This is a genomic window from Candidatus Alcyoniella australis (assembly GCA_030765605.1).
Classification (GTDB): Bacteria; Lernaellota; Lernaellaia; order JAVCCG01; family Alcyoniellaceae; genus Alcyoniella; species Alcyoniella australis.
Window position 1 is genome coordinate 1 of sequence record JAVCCG010000064.1, and the last position, 14,445, is coordinate 14,445.

Genomic DNA, 14,445 nt, shown 5'->3' on the forward strand with positions numbered 1-14,445 from the left:
AGAGGATGTCAAACCCAGGTAAGGTTCTTCGCGTTGCGTCGAATTAAACCACATGCTCCACCGCTTGTGCGGGCCCCCGTCAATTCCTTTGAGTTTTAGCCTTGCGGCCGTACTCCCCAGGCGAACCACTTAACGCGTTAGCTACGACACTAACCCTGTCAAACAGGGCTAACGTCTAGTGGTTATCGTTTACAGCGTGGACTACCAGGGTATCTAATCCTGTTTGCTCCCCACGCTTTCGCGTCTCAGCGTCAGTATTGGTCCAGAGAGTCGCCTTCGCCACCGGTGTTCCTCCCAATATCTACGAATTTCACCTCTACACTGGGAATTCCACTCTCCTCTCCCATACTCAAGAAAGGCAGTTTCAAATGCACTTCCCGGGTTAAGCCCAGGGCTTTCACATCTGACTTACCAAACCGCCTGCACGCCCTTTACGCCCAGTAAATCCGAACAACGCTTGCACCCTCCGTATTACCGCGGCTGCTGGCACGGAGTTGGCCGGTGCTTCCTATTGGAGGTACCGTCAACAGATGAGGGTATTGACCTCGTCTGCTTTCTTCCCTCCCGACAGAGCTTTACGACCCGAAGGCCTTCCTCGCTCACGCGGCGTTGCTGCGTCAGGGTTTCCCCCATTGCGCAATATTCCCTACTGCTGCCTCCCGTAGGAGTCTGGGCCGTGTTCCAGTCCCAGTGTGGCTGATCATCCTCTCAGACCAGCTAACCATCTCGGCCTTGGTGGGCCATTACCCCGCCAACTAGCTAATGGTCCGCGGACTCGTCCCCAAGTGATAGCTTCCAAGGAGAGGCCACCTTTTACCTCAATGCCCAAAGGCATCGTGGTCTTATCCGGTATTAGCCACCGTTTCCAGTAGTTATCCCGATCACAGGGGTAGATTATCCACGTGTTACTCACCCGTGCGCCACTTTACTAACCCCCCGAAGGGAGTGTTCTCGTGCGACTTGCATGTATGAGGCACGCCGCCAGCGTTCGTTCTGAGCCAGGATCAAACTCTCAAGTTTAATCTGATAAACGGTATTAGCTACCGTTAAGCTCCATGTTTACATGGTTGGGCACCACACGTTTGCGCGCTCCTATTCAGTTTTCAAAGACCAAGGCGTATTGTCCCTACGAGGCGAGTTTCGCTCCGCCCGTAAAAGATCGTGTAACGACCATCCGTAGGGACCTTCTATATTACGAATCTCGCAGCATTTGTCAAGCGCGAAATCCTTAACAGCGTTTTTTCTACCAAAGAACTAGATCCAAACGAGGCGCAATTATACGTATCGAAATTTTGGTGTCAAGTTAAAAAAGGGAAACCCCTCATTTTTCTCAAAACCGCCCTTTTTATAGGGGCTTTGTCACTGCTTGTGACGCACCGCGTCATGGTCCGGGCAAGAAAAAAGGGGGAGCAAAACACTCCCCCTGGTAAATCCGTATCACGTTAAAACGTTTAGGGCAGAACGATCGCGCGGATCATGAAGCAGCCCGGGTAGCCGATGGCGGTCGTCGGATCGAACGGCACGCTGCCGTCGACCGAGACGAAGCCCGGCGTACTCGAGGCGGTGTCCATGCCGATCGACTGGAAGCCAACGGTCTCCTGGATGCCGACGGCAAAGGGGCCGGCCACTGCCAGCGGCGCGGTCAGCACGAACTCGTCCCAGGCGTCCCAGACGGTCGGGGTGATCGGCTGGCTGTAGATCGGCGTTCCGGCAGTCGGACCGGCGGCCACTGTCGCGTCGTAGACCACCAGCGTGCAGGCGTACGGTGCGGGCGGCAGGGTCCCGCCCTCGAAGCCGGCGCTGTTGAACATCATCTTGACGCGCAGCAGGTTGGTGCCCGCATCGATGGCCGGATCAAAAGCGTTGACGAAGAAACCACACGGATCGGGGCCGCAGCCCAGCTGGGCGTCCTGTGTGCCGTCGTCGTAGAACAGCTCTCGCTCTGTTTCGTCATCGTCGTCATCATCGTCGTCGATGTCGTCGTCATCGTCGTCGTCGTCAACCAGATCGTCGTCATCGTCGTCGACCAGGTCGTCGTCGTCGTCGTCATCATCGTCGCCGCTGGAGCAGGCAACGATCGCCATCGAACTGAACGCAAACACGACGAGCAGGACGATGAACCAACGCAGTCCCATATTCCACCTTGTCATCACAATCCTCCCCTCTCCAATTGCAACTCGTTGTTGAGCGCCGGAGATTCTATTTATTTTTTACATTTGGTAGCATGAAAGGCCGCTGTTCCGCAAGCGCTATGTGCGCCTCACTCTGCCTTGGCAACCAGCGCAACCTTGCAGAATTTTCGCTTGCCGACCTGCAGCAGATACTCGCCGCCGAGCTCCAAGGTGGCGTCGATATCGCTGATCTTGGCCTGGTCGACGCGCACGCCTCCGCCCTTAATCAGTCGCTTGGCCTCGGAGTTGCTCGCGGTCAATCCCGCGTCGCACAACACTTTAATCAGCCGCACCGCGCCCTGGGCCTGGTCGTAGGTGAGCTGTCGAAGTTCGATCTCGTCGGGCAGTTTGCCCTGGGAGAACACGCGCTGGAACTCCTCGCGGGCCGCGATCCCCTGCTGTTGGCCGTGATAGCGCGCTGTCAGCTCGACGGCCAGCCGTTTTTTGGCCTCCATCGGGTTGAGCTCGCCTGATTTCATCTGCGCCTTGAGCAACGCTAGATCCTCGGCCGACACGTCGCTGAGCAGCTCGTAGTAGCGCAGCATCAGCTCGTCGGAGATGCGCATCAGCTTGCCGAAGATCTCGGTCGGCGCCTCGTTGATGCCGATGTAGTTGCCCAGGCTCTTGCTCATCTTCTCCACGCCGTCCGTGCCCTCGAGCAGCGGCATCATCATCACGACCTGCGGCCGCTGGCCGTAGTCGCGCTGGATCTCGCGTCCCAGCAGCAGGTTGAAGCGCTGGTCGGTTCCGCCCAGCTCGACGTCGGCCCGCAGCGCCACGGAGTCGTAGGCCTGGATCAACGGATAGAGGAACTCGTGGACCGCGATCGGCCGGCCCTCGCGAAAGCGCTTTTTGTAGTCGTCGCGTTCGAGCATCCGCGCCACGGTATAGCGGCCGGCCAGCCGGATCAGATCCTGGCTGGTCATCGGGTCCATCCAGCGCGAATTGAACTCGACCGTGGTACGCTTTGGATCGAGCACCTTGAACACCTGCTCGGTGTATGTCTCTGCGTTGCGCTCGATCTCCTCGCGCGAAAGCGCCGGGCGGGTGACGTTGCGACCGGTGGGGTCGCCGATCATCGCGGTGAAGTCGCCGATCAGAAACACCACCTTGTGCCCCAGCTGCTGGAACTGTCGTATCTTGTGCAGCAGCACGGTATGTCCCAGGTGCAGGTCCGGCGCCGTGGGATCGAAGCCTGTCTTAATTGTCAGCGGACGATCCTCGCTGATCGCGCGATTCAGGAGCTGCTCGAGCTCGTCGCGCTCGATCACCTCCGCTACCCCGCGCAATAAAATTTCCAGTTGTTCTTCCGTGGATCGCATTGTCTATATCCGTCCCAAAGGAAAAAAAGGGAGCGCCCTCTAGCCCTGACTATTCATGAAGCTTCTACTACAGCGAACAATCTACTCGCAACAACTGTGTCTTCCTCGCCGATCCGTCCTCGACGTACCACAGCGGATACGCCTGCGGAGTCTCGACTCGGCTTCCTTGTTCTTGCGGCATCTTGTTCGCCTCGCAGACGAACCCTCACGAATAGTCCGGGCTTGTTGGACGCTCCCGTCGTGTTCAGCTCCGGGCGCGCCTCAGCGCGCGTATTCCACGGAGCGGGTCTCCCTGATCACCGTGACCTTGATCTGACCCGGATAGGTCATCTCCTCCTCGATGCGGCGTGCGATGTCGCGCGACATCACCACCGTATCGTCGTCGGACACGTCCTTGTCGCAGACGATGATGCGGATTTCGCGTCCGGCCTGGATCGCGTAGATCTTGTCAACGCCGTCGAACTTCTTGGCAATGCGCTCCAGGTCGGCCAGTCGCTTGACGTAGGTCTCGAGCATCTCGCGGCGTGCTCCGGGGCGCGCGCCTGACAGCGCGTCCGCCGCCTGAACGAGCACGGCCAGGACCGTATCGGGCTTGATGTCCTCGTGGTGCGCCTCAATGGCGTGCACGATCTTGGGACTCTCGCCGTACTTGCGAGCCAGGTCGCAGCCCAACTGGGCGTGCGTGCCCTCGACCTCGTGATCCACGGCCTTGCCGATGTCGTGCAGCAGTCCGGCGCGTTTGGCCTGCTTGACGTTCTGCCCCAACTCCGCAGCCATAATCCCTGCAAGAAACGCCACCTCCAGGCTGTGCTGCAGCACGTTCTGCGCATAGCTGGTGCGGAATTTCAACTTGCCCAGAAGCTTGATCAGCTCGGGATGGATCCCGTGCACGCCCAGATCGAACGTCGCCTGCTCCCCGGCCTGCTGGACCTCTTTCTCGACCTCCAGACCGGCCTTGGACACGATCTCCTCGATCCGGCCCGGATGAATCCGGCCGTCGGAGATCAGCCGTTCCAGTGAGATGCGCGCGATCTCGCGGCGGATCGGATTATGCGCCGAGAGGATCACCGCCTCGGGAGTGTCGTCGACGATGAAGTCCACGCCCGTGGCCGCCTCCAGCGCGCGGATGTTGCGCCCCTCGCGGCCGATGATCCGGCCCTTCATATCGTCGTTGGGCAGGGCGACGACCGAGACCGTGCGCTCGGCCACATAGTCGCCGGCGTAGCGCTGGATCGCCAGGGCGATGATGTTCTTGGCCTTCTTCTCGGCCGTCTCCATCGCCTCGTCCTCGATCTGCTTGATGCGCTTGGCCGCCTCGTGCTTGGCCTCGGACTCGATGTCCGCGACCACCTTGCGCTTGGCCTCCTCACGGGACATGCCCGCCAACTTCTCGAGCTTGACGTTGCACTGCTCGACCAGTTCGCCGAACTTCTTTTCCTGGGCTTGGGCCGACTTCTCGCGCACGACAACTGATCGCTCGCGCTGGTTGGTGTCTATCTCTTTTTGGTCTAGCAAACCGACTTTCTTCTCTAGGTTCTCCTCCTTCTGCATTAAGCGCTTTTCAAGAACGCCCAGATCTTGGCGACGGTCGCGGGTATCCCGCTCGAAATCCGCCTTGGCCGCGATCTGTTGTTCTTTTATCCTGAGTTCCGCTTCCTTTTCCAAGTTCTGGGAGTTCTGGCGCGCCTCCTCGACCATCTTGTTGTAGAAGGTCTCGGCATCCTGCTTCTTGCTTCGCGTGTAGTTGCGATAAAGCAGGTAGCCGACGATAGCGCCCGCCAGAACACCCAGCACTCCCGCACTTACGGCGATGAGAATAGTACTAAGTGGTGACACGGTTGGCTCCTTAGCCTCTATGGAAACGAGCAGTGCTCGCCTCCTATTATCGTCAACAGAAGATGCTCGCCCAGGTGGGGTACGGGCGATCAGAGGCCGGGTATAGCCTGAAGGGGCGTCAGTCTGAGCAGGTCAGTGGTAGAAGGTCTTCCTCGCATCCACTCATAAGCCGTGAGCGTTGACTTTGCAATCGCATTTGAAGCACAGCTTTAATCTCGATTCCCCCTGCCGCAACTATCAACCGTTGATTATCGGAGCTTTTCGGCTCACCTGATAACAACGGTACTAATTATACCCATACTCCCTTGATCTTCCGGACCTCATATCGGGCTTGCTCCTCCCGACCGGTTCCCGGATCATCTATTGTCAACCCGGCTGCGCCGGGATTCATAGGGCCATCAACGCTCGTTCAGACTTTGCTATCGATGAAACCTATTAGTTCATCGCACTTTTTTTCGATCTTGTCGAACAGCGTCTTCTGATGGCCCACGCTTTTAAAATAATCGTCCGCAATGTTCAACGCGGCCATGATAGCGACGTTCAGCGAAGCGCTCTGTGAGCCGTTCTTCTGAACTTCGTCCATTTTTTCGACCACGTATTGCGCGACTTCGCGCACGTACTCGTCGTTCCCCTCTGAGTTAACCTTCAGACGTTTACCGAGAATGCTGAGTTCTATCAAGTCCGCCATCGGGTTCCTAGGGTTGAATTTCCCTTGGAACCTAGCCCGGTTGGGCAAGATTTGTCAAGTAGATTATTAGGGATTGGCCCGAGGCTACTCTGCGAACAGCGCCTCGACGAACTGTTGCGGATCGAACGCCCGCAGGTCGTACATCTGCTCGCCGATGCCGATGTATCGAATCGGTATCTGCAATTCATTGGAAATACCGACGATCACCCCGCCCTTGGCCGTGCCGTCGAGCTTGGTCAGGACCAGGCCGCTGAGATCGAGCATCTCGTTGAACATTTTGGCCTGGTTGATCGCGTTCTGGCCGGTATTGGCGTCGAGCACCAGCCAGACCTCGTGGGGCGCCCCGGGCAGCGCCTTGTCCACTACGCGCCGAATTTTCTTGAGCTCTTCCATCAGGTTCGTTTTGGTATGCAGCCTACCGGCGGTATCGACAATCACTACGTCGGCGTTGCGCGCCTGAGCCGCGGCCACCGCGTCAAAGGCCACTGCCCCCGGATCAGCTCCGTGGGCCTGCTTGATCAGATCGCAGTTCGCGCGCTGGGCCCAGATCTCGAGCTGTTCGATGGCCGCGGCGCGGAACGTATCGGCCGCCGCCAGCAGCACATGCTTGCCCTGCCCTGTAAGCTGGGCCGCGATCTTGCCGATGGTGGTGGTCTTGCCCACGCCGTTGACGCCCACGATCATCAACACCAGTGGATGTTGGCTGTCCCAGGCAACCGGCTGCACGCTAAACGAGACGATGCGCGCGATCTCGTCCTTGAGCGCCTGACGTAGCGCGTCAACGTCGGCCAACTCGCCGCTGTCCACCTGCGCCTGCACGTGCTCGAGCAGCCGATAGGCCGTCTGTACGCCGATATCGGCCGTTATCAGCACCTCCTCGAGCTCGTCGAACAGCTCGGCGTCGATCTTGCCGCGCCGCAGCAGGCGATCGATGCGGCCGACCAGGCCACCGCGCGTCTTGGACAGCCCGCTCTTGAGCCTGGTGAACAGACCCTCGCGAGTGAGCATCGGCTCTGGTTCGGGCTCGGGCTCGGGCTCGGTCTCCCACTCGGCCTCAGGCTCGAACTCGGGCTCGGGCAGAACATCGTCAGCCGCTTGCTCGAACTCATCGGCCTCTTCCAGCGATTCCGATACCTGAGCGCTTGGTTTTTTCGCTTTGCCCTTGGCGCGATCGGGTTTTACCTGCGCGAGCTTTTCCGGCTTGGCCTTGCCGCGGTGCATCAGCTTGAGCACCAGCGCCATGAGCACGATCATCACCACCAGCGCGCCGGGCACGATCAGCTGCGCCCACCACGGGGCCTCCATCGGCGCGGCCGCCGGCGCAGGGATCGGCGTCTGCTCGACCAGCACCTGCTCGGCGACTTCCTGCTGCGGGCTTACGGCCAACGCGGGCAGCTCTATGCTCGGATCAAGCATCTTGCCAAACGCGGCAGAGCCGTAACGGCTGAAGAACAGCAGGTCGGTGGCGTGCTCAATTCCGAGGGCCACCTCGGCTGTGGATTGCCCCAGCGGCAGAGCATCCATCGCGGCCGCATCCGGCGGCGTTGGCTGCTCCAGGGCAACCGCGGACTCGCCGTGTTCGACAATATTTTGTGCTTGCGCTTGCTGCTGGGCCGCCGCCTGATCCGTGGCGCTCATCTGGTTCCCCTGTGGCCGTTTCGGGCGCACATTTCTAACCGCAGCCAGGCGGCCTGTCAACTAGCCCGTGGGTGTTACTCGGATTGAGATGAAGCGGCTGTTAGAGCCTTTTTCACACGGGCGATCAGGTCGTTGATCTCGAAGGGCTTGCTGATGTAGTCGCTGGCCCCGCAGGCATAGCCGAACTCGACATCCTCGGGCAGGTTGCGATGGGAGATGAAAATCACCGGGATGTGTTGAAACTCGCTGACGCCTTTAACAATTTTGCACAGCTCGAAGCCGTCGATCCAGCTCATCATAATATCGAGCAGGATCAGGTCGGGCTTGTTGACCTTGAGCACCGATACCAACTTGAGGCCGTTGGCCACGGTGAACACGTCCAAGCCGTGCTTGGCCAGCTCGCGCTGCAGCAGATCGCGCACAGTGCGGTCGTCGTCCACGACCATGATCTTGGGCCGTGCGGCGCTGGGTTGTTCGGTTTTATGCTCGGTATCGGTCATGGCTATTAAATCACACCCCGTGGATGGTAACGAGATATACATCAAGCCCCAGTGCCTGACAACCCGTATCGCGCCCTCATCCAAGCCTGTCGAATTGGGTGCGACTGATGATCTCGTCCTGGATCGCCTTGCCCAGATCGACGAACAGCGCGGAATAGCCCGAAACGCGCACAACCAGGTCGATATACTTCTCCGGGTGGGCCTGGGCGTCGAGCAAAGTGGCGTTGTCCACCACGTTGAACTGGGCCTCCATTCCGCCCTGGGAGAAGTAACCGCGAATCAGCGCGCCGAACTTCAGACGCCGCTCGGGCGTGGAGAGCATCGCGGGCAGCAGCTTGATATTCAGCGCGCAGCCGTTGCCGATCAGCGTCTGGTCGAACTTGGCCAACGAGTTCATCACGCCGGTGGGCCCGTTGCTCTCCGAGCCGTTGGTGGGCGAGAGACTGTTGGAGATCGGCGTGCCCGCAAGACGGCCGTTGGCCGTGGCCCCGAGCATCGCGCCCTCGAGCACGTGCATGCCGTAAGAGAAGAACCCCGGCCGAAAATGACCGCCGCGCGAACCCTCGCGCGCGGAGACCTCGCGGCAGAAGTTCTCTACAATCTGTTTGGCGATCAGGTCCGCGCCGTCCTCGTCGCGGCCGTAGCGCGGCACGCGGTGTTGCAGATACTGCCGCATCACCTCGTTGTCGCGGAAGTTGTTGCGCAGCGCCCGCAGCAACTGGGGCATGGTGAACTTGCGCTGCTCGAACACCGCGTACTTGATCGCGGCCAGCGAGTCCGCGACCGTGCCCAGTCCGCGGGCCGAGATCGAGCTGAAGTTGTAGCGCGCACCACCCTGGGTCAGATCGCGGGCGTTTTCCAGGCAGCCCTCGATGCTCAGCGAGACAAAGGGGCTGTGCAGGGTCTGTGCATAGGCCTGGTCCTTGAGGTTCGTGGCCCGGGCCACCACGTCGATCATGAACCGCACCTGGCTTTGGAAAGCCTCGAACAGCTGCTCGTAACTCTCGAACCGCGCCGGGTCGCCGGTATCGGGCCCTAGTCGGCGGCCGAGGATAAACAGCCGACCGCGGTTGAGCGTCATCTCCAGCGCGCCGACCAGCGAGATATCGTTGCCCGAGGTGCAGCCAAAGGTATCGCCCTCGCCCGTGGGCTCGACGCAGCCGATCACCGCGTAGTCGCGCGCCGCGGCCGCGCTGTAGCCGTCGCGGGTCAGCGCCTCGACCACCACCTCGTCGTTGAACACCGCCGGGCCGGAGGTCACGCTGAACAGCTCCGCGGTCTTGTCCAACCAGCTCTGCGGCGATTTGGAATCAATGCGGATCGAGAAGCTGTTGCCCAGGGCCCGCACGTCGGCCACCGCGTCGAGGAACACCTCGGAGAGCTCGTTGGTCGCGTCATTGCCATCGGGCCCCAGCCCGCCGACCGTGACCGCGTTGGAATCGGCCCCCAGTTCGCTGCCCGTATTCTTGCCGCCAAAGGGGATCGTCAGCAGGTTCGACGAGAGTTTGATCAACAACTCCTCGACGATGTCCAGGGCCCCACGGCGCGTCAGCGCGCCGCGTTGGATATCGCGTTGATAGTACGGATAGAGGTACTGATCCGAACGCCCGACAGCGAAAATCCCGACCATGCCGTGGGCCACGATCGCGCCGACCTGGGTCAGCCACAACGACTGCACGGCCTCGGCAAAATCGCGCGGCGGATCATAGGGCACGCGCTCACAGCGCTGCGCGATCGCAAGCAATTCGGCCTTACGCTGCGGATCGCCCTGCCCCTTTGCCTGCTCGCGGGCCAGGACTGCGAAGCGTCCGGCAAAGTTCTTGATCGCATCGCAGCAAATCAGCGCGGCCTCGCAAAAGGCCACACCGTCCGTATCGTTGTCCGCCCTGCACTGTTCCAGCCGCTGCTGTGCACGTCGAGCCACTTCGCGGAACCCGATCGGCAGCAGATTGCGATGGCCCACAACCATGTGCCCCTGCACGTCGAACACGTTCATCACCATGCCCGGATTGTTGTAGCTCAGCTCCTCCACTGCCTTGGGCGCCTGGCTAAGCTTGAACTGCGGCGAGCGCACCATCTGGAACAGCGTGTGCATATCCAGACTGCGGTAGCGCCGGTAGATGCTCAGCGGGTCCAGGCGCACTCCGAAGTGCAAACCGTTTTCCTTCCACAGCCGACGCTTGAGCGCGCGCAGGCTGCGCTTGCGCCAGTACGGCAGGATCTGGTCGAACAGCTCGCTGCGGTCCTGCGGATCGATGCGGTAGGGCTGCCGTTCGCGCGCCAGCAACGAGTCCAGGTCCATCTCGAGCACCGCGTTGATGTCGCCGCGCTCCACCGGGATCGGCGTGCCCACGATCTTGCTGGTGCGGTTGCCCACGATCCCCTCGCAATCGAGGATCTCGATGCTCATCTTCTCCAGGCAATTTTGCAGGGCCAGCGCCGCGCGCAACGAAGGATGGCGGCCCACGGTGGCCCGATACGACTCGGTGACATAACGCGCGCGCTCGATGCAGATCTCGTAAGGCGCGTGCAGCACCAGATTTTTATAGCACGCGTTTCGTTCTGAGATGCCAGGAGGAAAATCAATCATCCATTCACTCCGATACCCTTACCAACACGGCCTTTTTTGCCCGGTCCATCTTACACTCGTCATTATCGAATTCAATCGACGCAGCCCACACGGTTTAAGTTGACACCACATTCTCCGGATGTTAACCTTTTTTATGAATGAGGGCTCATTCAATGGGTCCCACTCCCCGCTTACTAACCACTTGACTTCGGCAGGCCGAGGCTCTGTGCCGCCGATGGTGAGGAGACGCCCTATGAGTCACTACAAAGTTGACGAACGCGATGTGAAATTCGTCCTGTTCGAGCAGCTCGGTATCGACAAGCTGTGCGATCTGCCGGCATTTGCCGAGCACGACCCGGACATGCTGAAAATGGTTCTCGATGAGGCATTGAAGCTGGCGACCAACGAGGTCGCGGTGATCAACGAGGACAGCGATAAGATCGGCGCCAAGATCGAGGACGGCCAGGTTACCTCACCCCCGGGCACTAAGCAGGCCTTCAAAACTTTCGCCGAAAACGGCTGGGTCGCGCTGGACTGCGATCCGGAATTCGGCGGCCAGGGCATGCCCTACGCGCTGAAGATGGCGACAATGGAGTTCTTCTGCGGCTCGTGCATGGCGTTCACGATGTACGCCGACCTGACCCACGGCGCGGCGCATCTGATCGAGGCCTTCGGCACCGACGAGCTCAAGCAAACCTACGTCGAGAAGATGTACACCGGCCAGTGGGCGGGCACGATGTGCCTCACCGAGCCTCAGGCCGGATCGGACTTGGCCGCGATCAAGACCACGGCCAAACGCGAGGGCGACCACTTCAAAATCGTCGGCACCAAGAACTTCATCTCCTGCGGCGACCACGACGTCACCGACAACATCGTCCACCTGCTGCTGGCTCACATTGAGGGCGCACCCCAGGGGACCAAGGGCATCAGCCTGTTCGTGGTGCCCAAATACCGCCTCAACGACGACGGCTCGCTGGGCGACTCCAACGACGTGACCACGGTGAGCATCGAGCACAAGATGGGCATCAAGGGCTCCCCGACCTGCGTGCTGAACTTCGGCGACGAGGGCAGCACCGTGGGTTACCTGCTGGGCGAGGAGAACCGTGGCCTGAAGTACATGTTCCAAATGATGAACGAGGCCCGGCTCTACGTCGGACTACAGGCCGCCAGCCAGGCCGGCACCGCCTATTGCAACGCGCTGGAATACGCTCGCGAGCGCATCCAGTTCGTGCACGTCTCGCAGATGAGAAACCCCGAGGCCAAGCCCGTGCCGATCATCGAGCACCCCGACGTGCGCCAGATGCTGATGTTCCAAAAATCGATGAGCGAGGGCCTGCGTGCGCTGCTGTTGACCGTGGCCTACTACATCGACATGTCCCGGCACGCTGCGACCGAGGAAGAGCGCGCCAAGCACAAAGACTTGGTCGACCTGATGATCCCGATCTGCAAGGCCTACAGCTCCGATCAGGCTTTCCGCGTAACCGAGTCCGCGATCCAGACCTACGGCGGCTACGGCTATTGCTCGGAATACCCGGTCGAGCAGTACGCCCGCGACACCAAGATCTGCTCGATCTACGAGGGGACCAACGGCATTCAGGCCCTGGACTTGGTCGGCCGCAAGCTGGCCCTCAAGGGCGGCGCGCTGTTCATGACCTACATGGCGCAGCTGGCCGAGAACATTGACAAGCACAAAGACCATCCACTGCTGTCCGACGCGGTCGCCAGACTCGACGCGGCACGCAACACCCTATCCGAGTGCGTGATGCTCTTTGGCTCCAAGGGCAAGGGCAAATCCGCTATCTACCCGGTGCTGTGCGCCACATCGTTCCTCGAGATGTTCGGCCACCTGATGGTCAGCCACCTGCTGCTGTGGCAGGCATCGATCGCCTTTGAGAAACTCCAGGCGATCTACGCTGACAAGGGCATCGGCGAGGACGCCGGCGAGCGTGCGGCATTCTTGGCCGATCACGACGACGCGCGTTACTACGACGGCAAGGTCAAGAGCGCCCTGTGGTTCTCGACCAACATCCTGCCCCGCGTGGGAGCGATCGCCGAAACGATCAAGAGCGACAACACCTCGGCCCTGGACATCGTGTTCTAAGACCGTTCAACCGCTTCAATGCACAAGCCCCGGCCAATCGGCCGGGGCTTTTTTTGTTATTTAAAAAACGGAGTGAGGGCGAAGGAGGTAAAGATCAAGGCACCTTTGAGGTGCCCGCAAAACTCGCGCAGCACAATCATCATTGCTCAACGACCAGCCCCGCGTCGCGGCGATCATCGTTGGTCAACGACTAGTGTAATACGCGAGGCATGCTCCGGCTCAAAGCCGGCCCTGCTCGCGCCTACCCAATATTGTTGAACAATAATATTACCCACCCACTTTTATCCGATGTGGAGTGGGCAGGCAGCAGGTCTAAAATTTATCGTTGTGAATGATATCGCCCAGGGGCTTGCGCGGTGTGGTGTTGGGCATCTGCGCGGGCACGCCCAGCGGCACCAGCTCGACCACCTGGTATTCATCGGGCACTCCGAGCACTTGCGCGGCCTTGGCGTGATCGATCATGCCGATGTGCACTGTGCCGTACCCCAGGGCCTGGGCCGCCAACGTCAGGTTGGCCATGCCCAACGCCACGTCGAACATGTACCAGTCGCCCAGCTCCGTGACCGCCCCGCCTTTCTTGAACCCGGACAGGTTGCGCCGGCCGATGCCGGCGATTACCAGCGGCGCCTCGAACAGCGCCGGACGCCCCGGATTGCGTTCGCCCACCGCCTCGGCCAGGGCCGCCTTGACCTCGGGGTCGCTGATCACGATGTACTCGGCGCACTGGGTGTTGGCCCAGGACGGAGCCCAACGCGCCGCGTCGAGAATCTCGTTGAGGTGTTCTGCGGTTACGGGGTCTGATTTATAGCTGCGCACGCTGCGACGCGAGTGAATTGCCTCGAAAAGATCCATCTGTTCAATCCTCCCCAATCAGCTTGAGACGGTCGGCGACCGCGGCCAAGGTTTCGGACGACGAGCCTTGTACGAACAGGTCGGCCAGCGAGTCGGTCAGCGCGGTGCGCGTGGTGTTGAACTCGACGATCGCCGCTCCGGCACGCTTGGCGATAAACGGGATGTGCGACGCCGGGGCGACCGTGGCGCTGGTGCCGATGACCATGATGCAATCGCAGTTCTGCGCCTCGTGCTGGCTGAGCATGCTGGCCTCGACCGGAATCGGCTCGCCGAAGAACACCACGTCGGGCTTGAGCACCGCACCGCAACTGCACATCGGCAGCTCGTCGGATTCAAGGCTCTCCTCGTAATCCTCGCGGCCGTAGGTTTTCTGGCAGTTCAGGCAGATCAGCCTGCTGCCGTTTCCGTGGAACTCGATTACCTTTTTATTGCCCGCGTCCTGGTGCAGGTTGTCGATGTTCTGGGTGATCACCGCCTTGAGCATGCCCATCTGCTCCAGCCGGGCCAACGCGAGGTGCCCCGGATTGGGCCGCGCGCGCTCGACGATCAGGTGTAGTTCCTTGATCATTTGGTAGACCTTGGCCGGGTTGTTGGAAAAGGCCTCGATGGTGGCGTACTCCATCGGGTTGAAGCGATCCCAAAGTCCTCCGGGACTGCGGAAATCGGGGATGCCCGAGTCCGTGCTGATCCCGGCACCGGTGAGGGCGATCACGTGATGCGATCCCGATAAGAGCCTCGCCGCCCGCTTTACGGATTCGACGTCCATTA

The 14,445-nt window shown here is 60.4% G+C and carries 10 protein-coding genes and 1 rRNA gene; 1 reads left to right on the plus strand and 10 read right to left on the minus strand.

The features are described 5' to 3' along the window. The 8 genes from P9M14_07050 to P9M14_07085 form a co-directional block, all read right to left on the minus strand. Nucleotides 1-1,020: ribosomal RNA gene (locus tag P9M14_07050) — 16S ribosomal RNA — on the minus strand; the annotation flags it as partial. Between the two features lie 431 nt (nt 1,021-1,451). Next, complete coding sequence (locus P9M14_07055) at nt 1,452-2,150, minus strand: hypothetical protein (protein ID MDP8255487.1); 699 nt, start codon at nt 2,148-2,150, stop codon at nt 1,452-1,454. A 110-nt stretch (nt 2,151-2,260) separates the two neighbouring features. Further along, nucleotides 2,261-3,493, minus strand: a complete 1,233-nt coding sequence (gene tyrS / locus P9M14_07060) for a tyrosine--tRNA ligase (GenBank protein ID MDP8255488.1) — start codon at nt 3,491-3,493, stop codon at nt 2,261-2,263. A gap of 261 nt (nt 3,494-3,754) precedes the next feature. Continuing rightward, nucleotides 3,755-5,329 (minus strand): ribonuclease Y, encoded by a 1,575-nt coding sequence (gene rny, locus P9M14_07065; protein MDP8255489.1) that lies wholly within the window; start codon nt 5,327-5,329, stop codon nt 3,755-3,757. Between the two features lie 409 nt (nt 5,330-5,738). Next, the gene (locus P9M14_07070; protein MDP8255490.1) at nt 5,739-6,017 is read right to left on the minus strand and encodes a cell division protein ZapA; all 279 of its coding nucleotides are present in this window, start codon (nt 6,015-6,017) and stop codon (nt 5,739-5,741) included. Nucleotides 6,018-6,101: 84 nt separating this feature from the next. After that, on the minus strand, nt 6,102-7,655 hold the full coding sequence (ftsY, locus tag P9M14_07075; protein MDP8255491.1) for a signal recognition particle-docking protein FtsY: 1,554 nt from the start codon (nt 7,653-7,655) through the stop codon (nt 6,102-6,104). A gap of 74 nt (nt 7,656-7,729) precedes the next feature. Continuing rightward, nucleotides 7,730-8,155, minus strand: coding sequence for a response regulator (locus P9M14_07080; protein ID MDP8255492.1), 426 nt, complete (start codon nt 8,153-8,155; stop codon nt 7,730-7,732). Between the two features lie 76 nt (nt 8,156-8,231). Continuing rightward, complete coding sequence (locus P9M14_07085) at nt 8,232-10,745, minus strand: pyruvate formate lyase family protein (protein MDP8255493.1); 2,514 nt, start codon at nt 10,743-10,745, stop codon at nt 8,232-8,234. A gap of 232 nt (nt 10,746-10,977) precedes the next feature. On the opposite strand from P9M14_07085, the gene P9M14_07090 reads away from it, so the two are divergent. Then, on the plus strand, nt 10,978-12,825 hold the full coding sequence (locus P9M14_07090) for an acyl-CoA dehydrogenase (protein MDP8255494.1): 1,848 nt from the start codon (nt 10,978-10,980) through the stop codon (nt 12,823-12,825). 312 nt (nt 12,826-13,137) lie between these two features. Here the strand turns inward: P9M14_07090 and P9M14_07095 are convergent, their stop codons facing one another. Further along, entirely contained in the window at nt 13,138-13,677 is a 540-nt protein-coding gene (locus P9M14_07095; protein ID MDP8255495.1) for a nitroreductase family protein, read from the minus strand. A 4-nt stretch (nt 13,678-13,681) separates the two neighbouring features. After that, the gene (locus P9M14_07100) at nt 13,682-14,443 is read right to left on the minus strand and encodes an NAD-dependent deacylase (protein MDP8255496.1); all 762 of its coding nucleotides are present in this window, start codon (nt 14,441-14,443) and stop codon (nt 13,682-13,684) included. Nucleotides 14,444-14,445 lie beyond the last annotated feature (2 nt).

Coding starts and splice junctions, on each gene's coding strand:
- P9M14_07055 (MDP8255487.1), bottom strand. CDS start 2,150: ATGACAAGGTGGAATATGGGACTGCGTTGGTTCATCGTCCTGCTCGTC.
- tyrS (MDP8255488.1), bottom strand. CDS start 3,493: ATGCGATCCACGGAAGAACAACTGGAAATTTTATTGCGCGGGGTAGCG.
- P9M14_07070 (MDP8255490.1), bottom strand. CDS start 6,017: ATGGCGGACTTGATAGAACTCAGCATTCTCGGTAAACGTCTGAAGGTT.
- ftsY (MDP8255491.1), bottom strand. CDS start 7,655: ATGAGCGCCACGGATCAGGCGGCGGCCCAGCAGCAAGCGCAAGCACAA.
- P9M14_07080 (MDP8255492.1), bottom strand. CDS start 8,155: ATGACCGATACCGAGCATAAAACCGAACAACCCAGCGCCGCACGGCCC.
- P9M14_07085 (MDP8255493.1), bottom strand. CDS start 10,745: ATGATTGATTTTCCTCCTGGCATCTCAGAACGAAACGCGTGCTATAAA.
- P9M14_07090 (MDP8255494.1), top strand. CDS start 10,978: ATGAGTCACTACAAAGTTGACGAACGCGATGTGAAATTCGTCCTGTTC.
- P9M14_07095 (MDP8255495.1), bottom strand. CDS start 13,677: ATGGATCTTTTCGAGGCAATTCACTCGCGTCGCAGCGTGCGCAGCTAT.
- P9M14_07100 (MDP8255496.1), bottom strand. CDS start 14,443: ATGGACGTCGAATCCGTAAAGCGGGCGGCGAGGCTCTTATCGGGATCG.